This window comes from Actinophytocola sp., from assembly GCF_035634895.1.
Taxonomy (GTDB): domain Bacteria; phylum Actinomycetota; class Actinomycetes; order Mycobacteriales; family Pseudonocardiaceae; genus Actinophytocola.
Window position 1 is genome coordinate 23,705 of the sequence record NZ_DASQCC010000031.1, and the last position, 17,997, is coordinate 41,701.

19 protein-coding genes are annotated in these 17,997 nt (G+C 69.8%); 3 read left to right on the plus strand and 16 right to left on the minus strand.

From position 1 onward, the window contains the following. Positions 1 to 6: 6 nt before the first annotated feature. The 8 genes from VET29_RS04800 to VET29_RS04835 are packed head-to-tail and all read right to left on the minus strand — an operon-like array spanning position 7 to position 5,484. Positions 7 to 321, minus strand: a complete 315-nt coding sequence (locus VET29_RS04800; protein ID WP_324915115.1) for a hypothetical protein — start codon at positions 319 to 321, stop codon at positions 7 to 9. Beyond that, positions 321 to 1,940 carry a hypothetical protein gene (locus VET29_RS04805; protein WP_324915116.1) on the minus strand — a complete coding sequence of 540 codons (1,620 nt, stop codon included), beginning with the start codon at positions 1,938 to 1,940 and terminating at the stop codon, positions 321 to 323. The genes VET29_RS04800 and VET29_RS04805 overlap by 1 nt, the downstream gene beginning before the upstream one ends. Before the next feature lie 16 nt (positions 1,941 to 1,956). Next, positions 1,957 to 2,313: a hypothetical protein gene (locus VET29_RS04810; protein ID WP_324915118.1), complete on the minus strand. Its 357-nt coding sequence runs from the start codon at positions 2,311 to 2,313 to the stop codon at positions 1,957 to 1,959. Continuing rightward, positions 2,310 to 2,813 carry a phage baseplate protein gene (locus tag VET29_RS04815; RefSeq protein WP_324915120.1) on the minus strand — a complete coding sequence of 168 codons (504 nt, stop codon included), beginning with the start codon at positions 2,811 to 2,813 and terminating at the stop codon, positions 2,310 to 2,312. The genes VET29_RS04810 and VET29_RS04815 overlap by 4 nt, the downstream gene beginning before the upstream one ends. Before the next feature lie 13 nt (positions 2,814 to 2,826). After that, positions 2,827 to 3,141: a hypothetical protein gene (locus tag VET29_RS04820; RefSeq protein ID WP_324915122.1), complete on the minus strand. Its 315-nt coding sequence runs from the start codon at positions 3,139 to 3,141 to the stop codon at positions 2,827 to 2,829. A gap of 3 nt (positions 3,142 to 3,144) precedes the next feature. Then, positions 3,145 to 3,537: a hypothetical protein gene (locus tag VET29_RS04825; protein ID WP_324915124.1), complete on the minus strand. Its 393-nt coding sequence runs from the start codon at positions 3,535 to 3,537 to the stop codon at positions 3,145 to 3,147. A gap of 11 nt (positions 3,538 to 3,548) precedes the next feature. Next, a complete protein-coding gene (locus VET29_RS04830) occupies positions 3,549 to 4,649 on the minus strand; it encodes a hypothetical protein (protein WP_324915125.1) in 1,101 nt (366 codons plus the stop codon). 13 nt (positions 4,650 to 4,662) lie between these two features. Further along, the gene (locus VET29_RS04835; protein WP_324915128.1) at positions 4,663 to 5,484 is read right to left on the minus strand and encodes a hypothetical protein; all 822 of its coding nucleotides are present in this window, start codon (positions 5,482 to 5,484) and stop codon (positions 4,663 to 4,665) included. Between the two features lie 465 nt (positions 5,485 to 5,949). Between VET29_RS04835 and VET29_RS04840 the strand changes: the two genes are divergently transcribed. The 3 genes from VET29_RS04840 to VET29_RS04850 all read left to right on the plus strand — a co-directional run bounded on the left by VET29_RS04840 (position 5,950) and on the right by VET29_RS04850 (position 9,072). Further along, entirely contained in the window at positions 5,950 to 6,204 is a 255-nt protein-coding gene (locus tag VET29_RS04840) for a hypothetical protein (protein WP_324915130.1), read from the plus strand. A gap of 314 nt (positions 6,205 to 6,518) precedes the next feature. Next, a complete protein-coding gene (locus VET29_RS04845; RefSeq protein ID WP_324915132.1) occupies positions 6,519 to 7,676 on the plus strand; it encodes a cytochrome P450 in 1,158 nt (385 codons plus the stop codon). A gap of 367 nt (positions 7,677 to 8,043) precedes the next feature. Then, positions 8,044 to 9,072, plus strand: coding sequence for a cytochrome P450 (locus VET29_RS04850; RefSeq protein WP_414636447.1), 1,029 nt, complete (start codon positions 8,044 to 8,046; stop codon positions 9,070 to 9,072). Positions 9,073 to 9,119: 47 nt separating this feature from the next. On the opposite strand, the gene VET29_RS04855 is transcribed toward VET29_RS04850, so the two are convergent. The 8 genes from VET29_RS04855 to VET29_RS04890 form a co-directional block, all read right to left on the minus strand. Next, on the minus strand, positions 9,120 to 9,848 hold the full coding sequence (locus VET29_RS04855) for a hypothetical protein (RefSeq protein WP_324915136.1): 729 nt from the start codon (positions 9,846 to 9,848) through the stop codon (positions 9,120 to 9,122). Between the two features lie 96 nt (positions 9,849 to 9,944). Further along, positions 9,945 to 10,892 (minus strand): PDR/VanB family oxidoreductase, encoded by a 948-nt coding sequence (locus VET29_RS04860; RefSeq protein ID WP_324915137.1) that lies wholly within the window; start codon positions 10,890 to 10,892, stop codon positions 9,945 to 9,947. Then, positions 10,889 to 11,647 (minus strand): helix-turn-helix domain-containing protein, encoded by a 759-nt coding sequence (locus VET29_RS04865; protein WP_324915140.1) that lies wholly within the window; start codon positions 11,645 to 11,647, stop codon positions 10,889 to 10,891. The genes VET29_RS04860 and VET29_RS04865 overlap by 4 nt, the downstream gene beginning before the upstream one ends. 47 nt (positions 11,648 to 11,694) lie before the next feature. Further along, positions 11,695 to 13,020, minus strand: coding sequence for a PepSY domain-containing protein (locus tag VET29_RS04870; protein WP_324915143.1), 1,326 nt, complete (start codon positions 13,018 to 13,020; stop codon positions 11,695 to 11,697). Further along, positions 12,995 to 13,444 carry a hypothetical protein gene (locus tag VET29_RS04875; RefSeq protein WP_324915146.1) on the minus strand — a complete coding sequence of 150 codons (450 nt, stop codon included), beginning with the start codon at positions 13,442 to 13,444 and terminating at the stop codon, positions 12,995 to 12,997. The genes VET29_RS04870 and VET29_RS04875 overlap by 26 nt, the downstream gene beginning before the upstream one ends. 253 nt (positions 13,445 to 13,697) lie before the next feature. Then, positions 13,698 to 14,729 (minus strand): ferritin-like protein, encoded by a 1,032-nt coding sequence (locus VET29_RS04880; RefSeq protein WP_324915148.1) that lies wholly within the window; start codon positions 14,727 to 14,729, stop codon positions 13,698 to 13,700. Continuing rightward, positions 14,726 to 16,543 (minus strand): hypothetical protein, encoded by a 1,818-nt coding sequence (locus tag VET29_RS04885; protein ID WP_324915150.1) that lies wholly within the window; start codon positions 16,541 to 16,543, stop codon positions 14,726 to 14,728. Before VET29_RS04885 ends, VET29_RS04880 begins: the two co-directional genes overlap by 4 nt. Before the next feature lie 181 nt (positions 16,544 to 16,724). Then, positions 16,725 to 17,993: an MFS transporter gene (locus tag VET29_RS04890; protein ID WP_324915152.1), complete on the minus strand. Its 1,269-nt coding sequence runs from the start codon at positions 17,991 to 17,993 to the stop codon at positions 16,725 to 16,727. Positions 17,994 to 17,997: the final 4 nt, after the last annotated feature.

Consider the following 17,997-nt stretch of genomic DNA (forward strand, 5'->3'; position numbering starts at 1 on the left):
CCCTGCTCATGCCGCCTCCATCTTCAGCTGGCCTGCGGACTGGACACGCCATCCCACCAACGCGTTGGTGGCTCCCGTGGCCGTGTCCAGCACCACCTGGTCCTCGCCGATCTCGAACGTCGTGGACAGGCCCACGGTGACCGACGTGATGTTCTTGCACGGCACCTGAACCGTGCAGGACGTGATCGGCGCGTTGGTCAGGTCCCCACCCACGAGCACGAACTGTCCGTCCACGGTGAACAGTTGCTGGCTCGGCAGCACGGTGAAGGGGAACCCGTGTGGGCACTGCAGAATCGACGCGGCGGTGAGCACGGCGGCCATCACTTCACCGCCACCTTCGTGCCGTCGAGCTTGACGCTCACACCACCGTTGGTCAGCGTGATCGGCTTGTGGTTCGTGGCGATGGTGACGCCGCCGTCCGAGTCGACCTTGATCGTGGTGCCGCTCTCGTGCTCGATCGTGACCGAGCCGTCGGCCGGCAGCTCCGGTCGCGTGCCCACCTCGGGCAGCACACCCTTGCCGACCTGGATGCGCAGTCCCGTCGCCTGGATCACCCGGTGCCCGGTCGCGTCGGTGAGATCGTTGACGCCGGGGCCGGTCGGCAGCCCGTCCTGACCGAGGCCGGTGGGTAGCGCCAGCCAGTAGTCCCCCGGCCGGTTGGCGGGGCGCCGCATGGCAGGCTCGTCCGGCCAGAGGAACCCGGCCAGCACCGCGTCGTTGACGAGCCCGCGGTTGTGCGCCAGCAACGCACGCATCCCCGGGTACACGGGCACGACCAGCCCCGTCCGGTCGAACGCGAACGCCGACGCGATCGGCTTGTCGTGCAGGTCAAGGGTTCCGTCGACCGGGCTGGCCACACTCGGCGCGGTCACGGCAGGTTCCGGGCGTTGCGCGTAGTGCAGCGACGCCACGTGCCCGGCCGTCGCGTACTCGGTGACCTCGCCGACGTCGATCGCCGGCCGGTCGTCCTGGGCCCGGTCGACCAGCTCCCGCCACCGGTCCACCACGACCTGCACCCCGGTGGTCACCTGCGCCCGCGTGCCGGCCTCGGCCGCGATCAGATCGAGCCGCGCGGTGTACCCGCCGCCGGTGGTGAAATGGTGCACCACTCGCGACAGCCGCAGCGTCCCCGACGGCACGCCGGACAGGCCGGTGACCTTCGCGATCTGGCCGACCCGCAGGCGCGGGTGGCCGAGCACGGTCAGGCACACGGTCGCGTGCACCGGCGGCGTCAGCGCCCCCGCGGTGTCCTCCCCGTCGACACTGTGCAGCGACACGATGTTGGTGTCCGGGTCGAAGTCCACCGGTGCGGTGTCGGTCGCCGCGCCGACCGCGGCACCGAGGTAGACGTTCCCGTCCCGCACCACGAGTGGCGTGTCGGCACGGGTGGCCAGCGCCCGCAGCGCGTCCAGAGTGGACCCGGTACGCAGCGTGAAACCCTTGAGGTCGCCGGGAAGCGTCGAGCTGGCCGCCAGCTGCACGCCCGCCCGGCGCGCCAGGTCGCCGGCGAACGACACCGCGCTCGTGTCGGTCGTCACGCCCGAGGCGGGCGTGTTGCGCAGCAGGTAGCCGGCCCGCTCCTGTCCATAGAGGACAGTTCGGCCGTAGCCGTCCTCGCCGACGCATCCCGTCACCCTGGTGAGCCGCCCGGCGAGCACGAGGCCGCCGTCGCCGTTCCTCGTTGCCGCGTCGTCGAAGTAGCCGAGGTGCACCGACACGGTCACCGGCTCGGTGGCCTGCGCGGCACGGATCGCCTCGGCCGTCTCCGTCGGCAGGTTGATCAGCGTGACCTCGAAGGTGTCCGTGGCGGCGCCCTCGGTCATGGTCACGGTGATCTCGGCGTCCAACGCGAGCGAACCGGCGAGCACGTCGTTGGACACGGTCACCGCGAGACCGCTCCGCGCGGCGATGCCCACCTTGTACCAGATGGCGAAGCTCATGGTCTCCACTCCAGTCTCACCGCGGGGCCACCCCGCCGATCACACGCGAGCCGAACTCGCCGACACCGTTGAGGTTGCGGGGATCCAGCAGCATCGTGGGGAACGTCAACGCCAGTTCCGCGGCCTGGTAGGTGATCCCGGGCACCAGCTTGCGGCGCAGGATCGTGGTCAGCCCGGCCGGCTCCTCGCGGTCCACCGACAGCACGAGGAACGCCCCGCGCGCGGGCAGTTCCAGCGGACCGGTCGCGGTGTCGAGCAGTTCCTCCGCCACGTTGGCGTACAGCTGGAACCGGTACGTCCGGCCGGCCACGGCCAGCCGGAACGCCTGCGGAAACCCGTCCGCGGCGTTGATCGGCAGTCGCAGGAAGGTCATAGGGGATCACCCGGGACGCGTGCGACGGGGTTGGGCGCTGGTGCGGTCGGCACGGCCGCGGTGGCGCCGGCGAGCCGGCCCCCGGTCGCGTCGCTCGGCGTCGCGGCCTGCCCGGCGGGCAGGACCTGTTCGAGCCGGATCGACACGTCGAGGGCGTCGCGCTTGGCCACGCTCTGGGTGAACCGCAGGCTGGTCACCTGCATGTTCACGTTGGTCGTCATGCCGGCCACGACGGAGATCCCCACCGCGGCCTGCCCCGCGGGCGCGGCCGCCACCAGTTGCCGCGACGTGAGCGCCACCCGCTCCAGCTCCTTCTTCTGGTCCAGCCGGTCGTCCCCGAGCAGCACGGCCTCGATCGCGATCACCTGGTTGGTCGGTTGCGTCGCCTGGACGAACCGGCTGCCCATGATCCGCTCGACGCGGTACCCCTCGGTCACGGTCAGGCTCTGCACGTGTCGCAGCTGGACAGTGCCGACCAGGACGGGTGTGTTGGCCGCCATGGCTTTCCTCCGGTCAGATCCGGGTGTTCAGTTCCCGGTCCAGTTCGCTGAACACGTGGTCGGCCACCCGCGCCACCTCGGCCGCCGGCAGCGACCCGACCACCTCGATCTGGACGGGGAAGTAGTAGTTGACCACTCCCCCGCCGTCGGGCGAGATCACCGCCTCGCTGCCGGGCTGCGGCACGATGTACTCTCCCTCGTGCACCAGCGCGATCCCGGTGCGCTCCACCCGCCCACCCACCGCGAACCCGGGCACCACAACGCTTTCCACGCCGCCCATGTCGTTGCCCAGGTCGCTGCCCAGGTCGCTGCCCAGGTCGTCGGGCACGGCTCACCCCTCCACGCCGACGGACAGCGCCAGGCAGGTGAAGGACGCCTGCGGCACACCGTCGATCACCACGTTGCTCGGGTTCGCCGACGTGACGACGCAGCGGGCGAACTTCAGCGAGTTGAAGGCCCAGTCGGTGCCCTTCTTCTCGGCCACCACCACCTGGAACTCCGTGCCGTTCGCGGCGAGCTCGGTGAGGTCCGCGACGGCGGACGCCACCGCCGGCACGCCCATGGTGAAGGTGAACGTGAACGGCTGCCGGACGAAGCCGGTGTTGTCCGCCTCGATGCTGTGCAACACCGTGTGCGGCACGTTGAACGTCGGCGTGAACGTCGAGATCGGCGTGATCGTCGCGTCGCCGAGCTTGACCTCGAGCCGGGTGTTCCAGTCGGCCATGGGTTGTCCTCCTAGTCGAACTTCAGGGTGATCGAGATGCGGTGCACGGCGCCCGCGTACTCGAGGGCGGCGAGCACCTGCACGAGCCGCGCCACCTCCGCGTCGTGGATCTGCTGCTGCTCGGTGGCCGTCCGCGCCGCCGGGTCCTTGTCCAGCAACGTGAGCACCGGGATGACCAGCTCGAAGCTGTTCAGCACGTCCGCGTCGAGCAGCGGCGTGAGGACCGCCTCCATCTGGGCGATCAGCGCACGCAGGCCCGACCTGGTGATCCGCACGTTCCCGATGGAGCTGATCAGCTGGGCCTTGAGCCGGAAGGAGACGTCGTCGACGAACCGGACGACGTCGATGTACTTCTTGCCGGTGCCAGCACTTCCCGTGTAGCCCTCGCCCAGGTACACGCCGTTGCCGGGAATGAGCGCCGGCGTGGTCAGCCAGTTCACGCCCAGCCCGTGCGGGCCGGACTTGCTGGTCTCCGCGCCGTTCAGCTCCTCGATGTCCGCCGGCTTGAACGGCGCGCTGGTGATGTTCACCGGCTTGAGGAGCATGGAGACCGACGGCTCGTAGCCCGCGATGGTGCCGGCCACCGCGACGGCCGCGTCCTGGTCGCTGTTGTGGGCGATGTAGACCATCCGCTCGTTGGCCAGGATGACGGTGGGATCGTGCTCGCCCTTCTCCAGCATCGCGACGCCCATGCGTTCCATGCCGTCGGGGCCGGTGTTCGACACCGAGCTGACGTGCTGGGAGAGCAGGTGTATCGGCCCGTCCTCGACGTTGTTGGCCTCGTTCACGAACGTGTTCGACAGCACGACGAACTGCACGTTCAGCGTGCCGACGGCGTCGAGCGCGGCGGCCAGGTCCGGGTTCTCGGCGGCCACCGGCACGCCGTAGACCAGTGTCGGGCCGGGGGTCTGCGAGAACGCGAGCGCGAGCGCGGTGCTCAGCTCGCCAGGCACGGCGTCGCGCGCGTCATCGGGGTTGGTGAACGCGATCGGCTCGGCGAGCGTGGCGGTCGTCGACGACGTCGGCCCCACGATCGCGATGTTGCCGAACGCGCGAACGGTTGGCGCGAACAGGTTGACGAGTGGGTCGACCCGGACATACCGAACGGCCATCGGATCCTCCTTCTCAGGTTGTTGGCAGGAAAATGCTGACGACGCCCTCGCCGGCGCAGAGCCGCTCGACGTCCGTGGTGGTGAGCCCGTCCGGCAACCCGTCGGCCGCGACGACCACGGCCGTCGCGTACGCCTCGGTGCCCTCCGCCGGCACACTGGCCGGTACCGGGCCCACCAGGTTCTTCGCGGCCTCCCGCACGAGCCGCGTGGCCCGCAACCCGCCCGCGAGATCGAAGGGATCGACGATCACGGCCGCCAGCGTGACCGGCAGCGTGTGCGTGTTCGCCGGGTCCTCCCGGTCGAACGGGGTCGGCCTGCGCAGCTGGATCTCGGTGACCACGTAGTCGAACCGGTCCCGCAGCTCCTCGACCGTGCTGATGTGATGGGTGGCGAGAAACGCGTCGAGATCGAAGAACGCGAACCGCGCCCGAAACTCCTCGAGCGTGGCGAAGTCGTCGAACCCCTTGGACAACACGGCTTCCGCCCCACTCGGATCCACCTCGGCGACCACCGTGACATCGATCCCGGCCAACACGTCGATCCACACCGGATCGGCGGGCGCCGGCAACGTGAGCGTCACCTCGGTACGCGTGAACGACGGCACGAGCTGCGACCACGACCCCTCCTGCCGCCCGACCGGGAACAACGGCCGCTGCAGCGCCACACTCCGCACGTGCACGCCGGTCACGTGGTCGATCCGCGCCACCGAGAGGTCGTACGTGGTCCCGAGCATCGTCCGCACCCGCCCGTCGGCGTCCCCGGACGGCAGCAGCAACGAGCCGAGCGCCACCGGGTCACTGAGCTCACGCAGCGCCCGATCGCCGAACACCGTCATGTGTTCATCCCCAGATCCATGAATCCACCAGCAAGATCTCGAACACGGAATACGACTCCGTGCGTGTCCCTCCCCCGAACCACGCACACCATCGCAGGCCCGGTCGACAATCCGTCCACAATCCAGCGACAGGAACCGTCAGTGATCAGCCCATCGCGGTAAGGGAACGACGCCGAGGCCGGCGCGGCATCCACAACTTCCTCGCGCGCCTACTCCTGGTTGATGTCGCGCAAGGACGCGAACCGCGCGAAGAACGACCCGCCGTAGCCCTCGATGTCAGCCAGCACCCGCGCCACCACAGCGGGTACCTGTCCACGGTTTGATGAAGGTGTTTGCTGTCTGGATGAACCGCGCGACGCGGCGGGGTTCATGTGACCGGATCGGGTACCAGGACAGGGACGTCAACGTGAGGTCCTCGCCACCGTTCCTGTCGACCAGAACGACCGTGCGGGAGGGGAGAACTGAATGCCCTGGGACTATCTTGACACTGGCCACGTCAATCCAAAGACGGCGTTCCGCCCTGCACCCCATTCCGCGTTGTCGGACGTGGTCTCGGTCCACCAGGACACCGGAACGCCACGAGACGAACCCGACCAGCACACCGACCACGACGAAGACGACTGCGACGACCATCGCACCCGACTCACCCACGGCGAAGCCGCTGATCCCCACGAGCATCATCACGACGCCGATGGCAATGCCGACCCAGCGCCACGGTGATCGGAAGGTGCGGGGCAGGCCGGTCTCCTCGGTGTTCATGTCGTCAGTGCCGCTTCTCGTGGGTGATCTGCCGTCGGGACCACTCAAGCACTCGCTGTCCGATGGCCGGGTCAACCGAGCCCTGCCGAAAGTACCGGTACAACCTGGTCACCGACAGAGGTTCGAACGGGCACATTCTCCGCTCTCATCAGCGAAAGTGAGGCAGAGTCGAACATTGCACGGCCCCGCGAAGGTGCTGACGTTCCTGAGCCCAGCCAGCCGTGGCCTCGGTTGATCCCTTCATAGATTCAGCGGAGGAAGGACGTGAGCGGATCGTGGTGACCGTTGCGCCGGCGTGGCGGTATCGGCGGGATCCGCTCGGCTATGTCGAGCATGCGGTCCGCAGCCAGGGACCACTCTTTCGGTTGCCCGACGACGGGACGCTGTGCGTGGCCGACCCCGACGTGGCCACCCGGGTGCTGCGTGACGAAGACGGCTGCTACGACCAGATATCCGACTTCTTCCATACCCGCGGCGGCCGGCTGGAACCTCGGGCGGCACAGATGCGAGTAGGGCGCGCGGCACGCCATCTGCTGTGGACACACGTCACCCGGAACGGGGATCGCCTGCCCGAACTGGTGGCCGGCCTGGGAGCGCACAGCGTGTGGCCGGCCGCAGGGCGGGTGGTGGTGCACCGGTTCCTGGCCGAGATCCTGCTGCGTGCGGACAGTTCTCCCCGGACGCGGGAGGCGATGGCGCAGGTGGTACGCCACAACGTGCTGATCCGCAGCCATCACCGGACGGCGCGGATAGCGCAACGAATGCTGCGGGCACGGGTGGTGGCCGAGGTGGCGGAGGAGGTCCGGATCCGTCGCGGCAACTCGGAAACCGGGGTGCCCTCGCACGACTTGCTCGATGCGGTGATCGGCGCCGTCTCACCGGAGACGACCGAAACCGACATCGCCGAGGTCTATCTCCTGCTGTTCCGCACGGCGGTGGCTCCGGTTGGGCACGTGGTGGGGTGGACGTTGCTGCTGGCCGAGGCCGAGGGAGTCGAGCTGGCCGAGGTGTCGGCTGAGTGGGCGGTGCGGGAATCGCTGCGGCTGTGGCCGGTGGCGTGGTTGTTCGTTCGCCCCGTGCACCGCGCCCACGACCTCGGTGGCGTGTGGGTGGAGCCGGGAGACAGTGTGGCCGTCTGCGCCTACCTGCTCCACCGGGACGAGCGGTACTGGCCGCGGGCCACGCGGTTTCGACCCGAACGCTGGGCCGACCAACCCAGGCACGGCACGTATGTGCCCTTCGGCGGGGGTCCGTTCGTCTGCGCCGGCGCGTCCGTCGCCCAACGCCTCGCCGCGATGGTGCTGCGGTCCGTGGTCGATCGCGCTTGCCTGTCGGTGCGCGGCGGCAGTGGGCGTCCCGGGGTTGAGGGGATCATCACGCCGCCCCGCTTCCATCTGCACCGCACTCCCCACCCAGCCCTGGTCACGCTCTGACCGACAGGAAGGAGGTGAACCTTATGAGGAAGCTCCTGCGCCGGATAACCACCCGTCGAATCAACAAGCAGGCATGGACCGTCTGGTGAGTCCAGGTCTGGCTGCGTCGATTCCGGCGCAGCCAGCACCATGCAAACCCGCTCGAACCGAACCAGACCTGGCTCCGCGAACGTAAGAGGGGCTTCGAATGACCGCCATCGCCGGGACTCTGCGTCCACTCGAGCATCAATTCTGGCTACGCGGTGAACAGCCCGACACACCGGTCCGGTTCGAACCGCGAACCGGTGTGTGGCACGTCTACGGATACGGGGAGACTCTGCGAATCCTGACCGACCCACTCGTTTTCTCGTCGGATATCACCCGGCTGATGCCCGACACGTTGCTGAGCGGCCAGAGCAGGGACCCGCGGACCAGAGGCAACATCGTCCAACTCGACCCGCCGGAGCACAACCAGCTGCGCAAGCTGGTCAGCCGCGTGTTCACCCCCAAGATCGTCGCCGGTCTGGAACCCCGGATCGCCGAGGTGACCCGACAGCTGCTCGACGCGACGGCCGGCCGTGACCACCTCGACCTGGTCGCCGACCTCGCGAACCCACTGCCGGTGACCGTGATCGCCGAGCTGCTGGGCGTGCCCAGCAGCGACCAGAACCTGTTCAGACAATGGGCCGACGGGATCCTGTCCCGCGCCCAGCCGATCTCCCTGGCCGAGCACGATGAGGAACGGGCTCGGTTGCAGCAGCGGATCGTGGAGAACCGCGGGCACCTCATCGACTACCTCGCCGAGCAGGTCGCCGAGCGCCAGCGGCACCCCAGGGCGGACCTGCTGACCGACCTCGTCCAAGCCTCCGTCGACGGCAGACGGCTGAGTGCCGGCCAAGTGGTCGACTTCGCTCATATCCTGTTGCTCGCCGGACACGTCACGACGACCCTCCTGCTGGGCAACACGATGCTGTGTCTTGGGGTTCACCCGGAGCACCTCGCGGCTGCCCGTGCGGACCGTTCGAGGCTGCCGGGCATGATCGAGGAGTCGATGCGCTACCTGAGCCCGAGCGCCGCGATCGCACGGGTCACCACCATCGACGCCGAGGTGGACGACGTCCGGATCCCGGCCGACCAACTGGTCATGGTGTGGTTGGCGGCAGCCAACCGGGACGCCCGCCAGTTCGTCGACCCGGACGTCTTCGACCCCGCACGAGATCCCAACCCGCACCTTGGTCTCGGCCGCGGCGTCCACTTCTGCCTCGGCGCTCCGTTGGCTCGGTTGGAAGGCAGGGTCGCACTGAGCATCCTGCTCGACCGCTTCCGCCGACTGCGGCTCGATCCCGATCGACCGCCGCGACTCCTGCCCCACCCCCATCAGACCGGTCTTCACTCGCTGCCCCTGCTCACCGCCTGAACCAGCGAAACGCACAGCGATCAAACGCCTTCGATGGCGGTCCGGAGTCAGACGAGACCCAGGACGGCGCCAGTCCAGCCCGTCCTAACCCACTGGCCCGCCGAGACGTCCGGCCGTTCGCCCCGCTCGCCAAGCGAACGGCCAGCCTCGAACTCCGGCCGACGCGCCGGATTCTCAGCCAGCCAGCGCCGCACCAGTCGCGCCGCCGCGTCGTGGCTCCCTCGGCAGACGAGCCACTCGGCAAGGTCGACGACATACATGTCGATGGTTACCAACGGCAGCTCTGTCGCGGCCCGGTCCGGTTCCGCCGACCCGCCGAACCATGGCAGTGCCTCCGCGCGCAGCAGCCGCAGGAAACCCTCGAGCTGGGCGCTGCGCGCAGCGGGAACAGTGAGGTCGACCTGCCCCCGGTGCCAGGCACCGGTGAGGACGCCCAACGGATGCCCGCACAGCCAGTCGTCATTCACGCCGGAGTAAGCGGTGAGAGCCGGGTTGGCGCGGCGCCACCTCCTCAAGGTGCTGTCGCGGACGTTGAGCACCGCGCCGAACTCGATCAGCTCGCCCGTCCGGTTCCACTTCGGGCTCCGCAAGTGAATCTGCTCGCGGCGCCCGCCGATGCGCCGCTCCAGCTTCGCCAGCGATCTGACCCAGTTGAACCCGTCGTCACCCAGCTGGGACGCAAGCCACCGGCCAGCCACGCCCACCACCTCCGCGGGCCGCCCGACCGCAGCCAACTCGATCAACAAACTTTCGTCATCCGGCCGACCCTCATCCACGAACCCATCTTCACATCCCGCCGACCCCGTCCTCGACACCACCAACCGCGGCAGGAGTAGTGCAGGAATGCCTGCTCGACCACGGACGTGCGCGCACTACAAGTCAAGGACCAACCGGCGCCCCCGGGCTCGGGACACGCAGATCAGGATGGTGTCCCCGGCGGCACGTTCCTCCTGTGAGAGCAGGGAGTCGCGGTGGTCGGGGATGCCGTCGAGGACGGGGGTCTCGCAGGTCCCGCACGTGCCCTCCCGGCACGAGGACAGCACCGGCACCCCCGCCTGCTCGACCGCGCGGAGAATCGACTTGCCCGGCGGGACAGCCAGTCTCCGCCGTGACCGGGCCAGTTCCACCTCGAACGCCGTCTCCTCGCGGTCCCGGCCGGTCACGGCACGCGGGCCGAACCGTTCCACGTGGAGGCTGCCCGGCGGCCAGGCACGACAGTGCTCCTCCACCGCGGCGAGCAACGACTCCGGACCACAGCAGTAGACCGCCGTGCCGGGGCGTGGTCTGCCGAGCAGCCGGTCGAGCTTGAGCCGGCCGGTCTCATCCTGCGGCCGCAGCATCACCCGCTCGCCGTACCACTCGGCGAGGTGCCCGGCGAACGCCATCGACGACCTCGTGCGCGCACCGTAGGCGAGGCACCAGTCCGCGCCGAGGGCGTCGACCTCCGCGATCATCGGGAGGATCGGGGTGATGCCGATGCCGCCGGCGATGAACAGGTACCTGCGCGCGGGGACGAGCGGGAAGTTGTTGCGTGGACCGCGAACGCCGAGCAGGTCGCCCGGCCGCAGTCCGTCGTGCACGAACCGGGAGCCGCCTCGGCCGCGTGGGTTCCGGTGGACGGCCACCTGCAGCACCGACCGGTCCGCCGGGTCGCCGCAGAGTGAGTACGGCCGCACCAAACCGTTGGTCAGCACCAGGTCCACGTGCGCGCCCGGGCGCCACGGCGGCATCTGGTGGCCGTCCGCGTGGCGCAGGGTGAGCCGGACGGCGCCGGTGGCCAGCGGCTCCTTGCGGGCCAGCAGGACCTCGAAGTCGGTCATCGTGTCACCCCGAAACCGAGGTGGACGGCGACCTTGCGCGGGTGGTTGCGTGGCAACGTCTCGCCGTGGCGTGGCGGCCAGCTGTGCACGACCACGTTGAGGCCGCGGGCCAGCTGCGCCATCAACCGCTCCAGGAACTCGCTTACCTCGTCCGTCGTGAACGGTCCTCTGCGGGCCTGGAAGAACACGACGCCCCGCGCCGACACCGCGAACAGCACGTTGACGTCCCCCGCGCCGGGGGCCCAGGCCAGCGACACCGCGTCCGCGTTGCGCAGCCAGGCGGCCGGCGTGTGCGCGACCGGCACCGTCATCGTGATCCGGCCGCGCATGACCTCGAGCAGCCGCGGCTCCGTGATCAGTCCCCAGCGGACCAGGTACTTCCACACGGTCGCCGGGCTGAGCAGCACCCGGAACTCCCGGTTCACCAGCTCGGCGACCGCCTGCCGGGTCCACAGCCAGTGCGGCATGCCGTGCTTGTCCGGCGTGCCGTCGACGATCGTCCGCATGGTCGTGTCCTGCCGCGCCGGCGACAGCGCGAGCTGCTCCCCCGGCCGGCGGCCCCGGCGTTTCGGCCGCAGGGCGTCGTCGCCGAGGCGCTGGTAGGCGGCCACCCACGCGCCGACGGTCTTTCGTGACACGCCGAAGAGCCGCGCGACCTCCGACCGGGACACTCCGGACTCGACGGCCGCGACGGCACGCCGCCGCAGGTCTTCCAACGCCTCGGCGGAGAGGCTACGTGCGTCGCGTGTGGACATATCCAAGCCTTGAACGTTGCTTGATGCGAGGGTCACGTCGGCTATCCCTACGTAAAAGGTTGGTCACGGCCAGTTGAACCGCGCCCGCGGACCGCGTTGATCCCCGCGTCGACGGCCACGAACACGAACAGGCTCGCGCCGAACACCGGCACCACGCGGACGAGGACGGCGAGCGCGGCCAGCACGAGCAGCACCCGGTGCCTGGGCAGCTGCCGCCAGGCCGGCGGCGGCAGCGCGGCCCATTTGCCCTGGTACGGGTTCTTCACCCACCACATGCGGTAGCCGAGCAGGATCAGCACGAGCAGCCCGGCCGCCAGCACCGCGACCACGATCTGGTTCGCGAGCCCGAACAGCGTGCCGGTGTGGAACTCGACGGCCAGCGTCCGCAGCTTCGCGGCGAGCGGGTAGTCCGCCCAGCCGATCCGCTCCGTCACCCGCGCGGTGTACGGGTCGACGGCGACGGCGTCGCGGCCAGGCGTGCGCTCGACCACGGTGTACACGTCGCCGGGGCCCGATGGCGGGGTCACGATCAGCTCGCCGGACAGGCCCGACGCGCTGATCACGCGGTCGATGCCGACGTCCGGGGCGTTCGGGCCCGGCACCGGCACGGGCCTCTCGACGAGGGTGGGCGCATGCAGCGGATCCGTGCTCCGGTCGGCCCGGCCACCCGCGAACTGCGACATGGCGAGCCCGCCGACGGCGACGGCCAGCAGCCCGATCGCCAGCCACAACCCGAGCGGGCCGTGCAGGCCCCGCAGCCGGCTCCAGCCGCGCCCGCGGAACGAGGGCACGAGCAGCTCGCGCACCGTGGGTCGCCGGCGGCGGGACCGGCCGGCGAACAGGAGCACGAGCCCGGCCACGACGATCGCCGGCAGCCAGGACGCGGCCAGCTCGGCGTAGAGCCGGCCGGGCTCGCCGAGGTGGAGGTCGCTGTGCAGTTCGCGAAGCCACGAGTTGGCGGGCAGGAGGTGGCGGGTCGTGGTCAGCTCGCCGCAGAGGTAGTTGGTGTACGGGTCGACGAACACCGACCGGGACTGGCCGGCGCCGAGTCCCGGCACGGACAGGTCCACCCGGGCCGTCCGGTCCACGCCGGCCGGCGTGATCACCGACTCGAGCCGCCCCTCGGGATGCGCGGTGAGTGCCGCCCGGACCTGCTCGGCGACCGGCCGGCGCGCACCGCCGGGGTCGGCGGCGTACAGCTGCGAGTGGTAGAGGTCGTCGTGGATCTGCGGGCTGAACACGTAGACGAGCCCGGTCAGGCACAGCACCAGGAGGAACGGCGCGACCACGAGCCCGGCGACGAAGTGCACCCGTCTCGCCAGCGACCGCAGTGCCGCACCGGCCGGTTCAGTCCGCAACGTCGACGACGCCATAGATCGTCTCCTCAGCGCCATCGGCGGGCCGGACGGTGAGCGCCAGCTCCCACTCCCCGGTGCGCGGGATCATTACCTGGCCGTCGCGTACCGACACCGGCTTTCCCTTGCCACCAGGCGAGTTGAGCACGGCGGTGTAGGAGACCCCGCGTGCCGGCGAGTCGTCACGGGCGAGCACCGTGACGTACACGTGGTTCGCACCGGCGCTGGCCGGCGCGACGGCGAGGTCCACGAACGCCTGCCCGCCGGCGAACGGGATGCGGGCGGGGGCGGACTGCGCCGCCGGCGCGGCCGGTCGGGTCAGTACCACCGCCGCGACGAGGAGCAGGGCGACGCCCCCGGCGGCCAGCCATCGCCGGCGGAGCAGTGCGACGGCGCCCGGCAGCGCCACGAGCGCGACCGCCGCGCCGAGCAGCGCCGGCACCGGTGCCGGCAGGGCCGCGAACGTTCACGTCGCCGCGACGGCGACCGCGCAGCCCAACACCGTGTGACCGGCGAATCAGCCGACTACGACGCCACCACGCCCTCGCGAGGAACACGAGTTGTGCCAGCGCGAACCGGATGTCGTCAGGGCGCCCCAGAGATCGGACCGGCGCCGCAGGATCACGGCACCGGTCCGGTTACTCATCATTGAAAGTGATTTCGACTTCGATCGGGCGGGCGTGCCGCCGAGAACGTCAGTCCAGGGTGCCGTACCCCCAGCACGGCGTCACGCAGTTGTTCGCGTGCTCGGGCCGGGGATCCGGCGTCAGGCTCATCTCGATGGTCAGCAACCGCAGCTCGTACATGATTCCCATGGCGGCGTCGAGTGCCGACGGGTGTCCGGTGAACGTCTTCTGCAGTGCGACGAGAAGATGCCGGAACGACCGGTTGAACTGCTCGGTGAGCGTGCCCGCCTTCGTGCCCTCCGGATAGAACCCGACCTCCGGGTCGGTGATCATCGGGTGTACGCCGGACGGGTCGAACACGACCGGATCGCCGGTGTAGGAATAGCCTTCCGGCGCTGTGCGATCGGGCACCAGCCTGCGGCCGTGCCTGATCTCGGCGAACCGGTAGTAATGCGCCAGGTCGCCCTCGCCGTCACCGTCCTCCGGGCTGGTCGCGGTGCCCTCGCCCTGTTCGACGACGATCTCCAGCGCCCGCGCGGCGGACGCCACGTCGGTGACCGCGAACAGTTGCGACGACGGGTAGAACGGCGCGGTCACCTGTGGCGCGGACGGGGTGGCGAACGCCGGCTCGCCGAGATCCTTGATCTTGTCGATGATCGCGGCGTAGAAGTCGCCGATGGTGACCACGTCGGAGCCTGCGCGGTCGGCGATCGGGTCCTCCGGCTGCTCGATCGCCATGAACAGCTCGGTCTGCGGGATCGACATCGGTCCCAGGTGGACCACCAGGCCGCCCACCGTGCCCATCGGCAGCGGCGACGGGTAGTCCAGCACCGCCTCCTTGCTGTCGAGCACCGGCCGGCCGCCGACCGCGTTGAGCACGTTCGCGGCGATCGTCAGGTGCAGCATCTCCTCGATCACCACCGACCTGACCAGGGCGCCGACGTCGCCGTTCTCGCCGGGCTTGAGGCTGAAGTACGCGGTGAGGTACGGCGGAATGGTGGCCAGCTCCAGCACGACCGCGGCCTGTAGCGACTCGTGCAGCTCGTGCGGGGAGCCGGCCGCCCGCACCGCCTCGAGGTACTTCCTCTCGATCTGGATCACTGCTCGCTCCTTCGAATGGCGCGCAGGTACCTGCGGACGAACTGCGCCTTGGAGTCGGTCGGGTCGACGGCGTCGTCCTCCGGGACCGGCGCCGGTGCGGCCGGTCTGGCGGCGGGCGCGGGTGGGGGCGGGGTGCCCAGCGGCAGGTCGGGCAGCGCGAGCCAGCGCAGGATCATCCGGCGCTTGGCGCGCGACAGGTCCCTGGTGACCGGCATGTAGTTGGGGTCGCCGACGTCCCGGGAGAAGGCGAACTGCAGGATCCCGCGGTGGTGCCGCACGTCCTCGTACCGGTCGAGCCGCACGAGGCGTTTGTTCATGATCGGATACAGGTTGGCGTACTGCGTGAAGATCGGCCGGATGTCGTCGTACCAGGTCGGACAGTCCGGGATCTCGAAGTGGTCGAAGACCAGCGCGGCGATCGGTTCGAGCGGATTGTGCCGCAGCCCGGCCAGGTCGACACCGCCGATGCCCAGCTGCATCAGGTAGATCTGGCCGTCGAGGTAGCCGCGCGGGGTTTCCGGGTCCGAGCAGCGCACCTGCAGGGTGGTCTGCCCGTCCAACCCGGTCGGGCGCGGCGGCTGGATCGCGAACGCGGCCGGCGGCGTGCCGACGACCGGTTCGAAACCCGAGTCGATCGGCGGCAGCAACTCCGGCAGCACCTCGGCCCGGTGGACCGGACTGCCGTACCGCATCACGTACACCGTGGTGGACAGGGTGCCGCCCGCCTCGACACGGTGGATGTGTTCATCGGCCCGCACGTGCCAGCCGTTCAGGGTCTCCCGCACCACCACGGTGTGGCCGTTGTCGTCGCGTCGCAGCAACGCGAGCGGGCGGGACCTGATGTCGACGTGGCGGGGGACCCGGACGCTGGCGATGCCCGAGGTGTCGAGCAGCCAGCCGGCGGCGCGGTAGGGCAGCGGCTCGCCGAGGCCGACGAACCCGGTGCCCTCGGCGAGGGTGGCACCCTGGTCGGCGGCGTCGTCCAGCAACACACCGAGCCGCAGTTCGCCCTGGTCGATGACGCTGCCCTTGTCGTCGAGGATCGGCATCGCGTTGGCGAGGTCGACCACGAGGCGGTCGTCGTGGACCACGCCGTCGAAGTAGTTGATGCCCGCGGTGTTCAGGCCCTGCTCGGTCACGATCGGCGCGAACCGCCTGCCCGTCAGGAACCGGTGCGGCTCCCGGGGACGGTACGGACCGATGGCGCCGACGACACCGCCGAAGGCGAACTGCGCGGCGGACTTGTCGGCGTTGAAGAACGCGAACGTGGTCAGGCGGATCGACAGCTTGCCGGCGGTCGTCGACGCTCGCAACCGGTCTGCGAACGGGGACACTCCCGGCTTCGCCCACCGCAGGTTCTGCAGCACGGACTGGAACCGCGCGGTCGCCCTGGCGGCCTGATCGCCGATCGGTGGCGGGAACCAGAGGTCGCGGAACGAGGCCGGTTCGAAATCGCCCGCCACGATCGTCGTGTCACCCGCGCGGAGTTCGATCCGCAGGCCCCACAATGCGGAGGAGAGCTGCCACTGAGTGTCGAGATCGACGATCTTGGCGCCCACCCGGTCGGTCGAGCCGCCGATCACCGCGGTCAGGACCGGGTCGTCGTCGTGGTCCGATCCCCCGGCGTCGGCTATGCCCCGCACCTTGCAGTTCAGCAGCCGGAACGCGCCGCTGCCGTCCGGGTTCCACGACAGCGGCGACGTGTCCGCGTCGAATGTCTCGATGTCATAGTTCGCCACGATGTTGTTGACCGTCGACACGTCCGCCTGGAATTCTCCGTCGAAGATCAATCGTGGTAGATCCAGATAGCTCACGCTACCGTCCCCCAATTCTCGGATGCCCCCGACCCGATGTTCTACCAACGCTACGCGGTTTTCCGGCGTAGCGGACGCGCGATTGTTATTCCCGCATCTGAACGGAACGTGACCGAACGAACGCGAATTGTCGAAAAGGTGGGCACCTATTTCGGCGCCCGGACAAAAGGGTCCGCGGAGGTTACCCCGCCACTTCACCCCGCACCGACGGGAACCGGCGCAGGGTCGGGCTGCACAGCGAGCCGAGTGCGACGGCACCCAGACACGCGGCGCACAGCAGGAGGCTGGTCGGACCGCTGCCGCTGTCGGCCATCAGCAGGCCACCGATCGTCGGGCCGAGCGCGCCGGCGCCACCCGTGACGAGACCGACGATGCCGCTGAGCCGGCCGCGAAGCTCGTCGGGAGTGACCATCATCTGGTATGTCATGATCGCGGTGACGGTCACCGGGACGAAGAACGACGTCGCACCGAGCACGACACCGAACGGGATACCGGCGGGCACGGCCGCCATCAACGCGGTCAGACCGGCCGCCACGAACGAGAACCCGATGACGATGACCCGGGAGGGCACCGCCTCGTAGAGCCGGGACGCGACGGAGGCGCCCAGGATCCCGCCCGCGCCGAAGAACGCCATCATGAAGCCGATCTCCGTGGAACTCACGTCGGACTGGCTCGACCCGGAGATGATGACGACGATCAACGCGCTGAACACCAACTGGGTGAACACCAGCCACGCCAGGGTGCTTCTGATGACCTTGTGTCCCAGCACCCAGCGGAAGCCGCCGCGCACGTCCTCTCCGATGGCGCCGGACGGGGTGTCCGCGCGGGACGGCCGGGGCAGTCGCAGGAACACCAGTGCGAGGCACGACCCCGCCTGCGCGACCGCGATGATCGCGAACGGCAGCATCGGGTGCACCGCGAACACGACACCGGCCGCGGCCGGCCCGAGCAGGTGCGCGATGTAGGGGCGGGCCGTGTTGCGGGCGACCGCCTCCGACAGCTGTTCGGCCGGGACGATCCCCGGCAGCGCGGCGTCTTCCGCCGGTTCGAACGCCGAGACGAGCACGCCCTCGAGCGCGGCGACGATCAGTACGTGCGGGAGGGAGAACTCGCCGGCGAGCGCGGCGGCCATCAGGCTCGTGATCGCCAGGGCTCGCAACGCCTGACAGGTGAGCATGATCCGGCGGCGGTCCAGCCGGTCCGCGACCACACCGGCCGGCACGTTGGCGACCATGCGGGCGACCGCGATCACCGAGGCCGCCACCCCGACCTGCAGGGCGGAACCGGTGTTCGCGAGAATCAGCAGTGGAATGGCGATGGAGATCATCGAACTGGCCAGCTGCGAGATCAGCTGGCTGGTCCAGAGGATGTTGTAGTTCCGGTTGCGGGAAAGCGGCACCGGCGCCGTCTTCTCGTCGTCCACACCGGACCCGAGATCCGCTGTCGTCATGAGG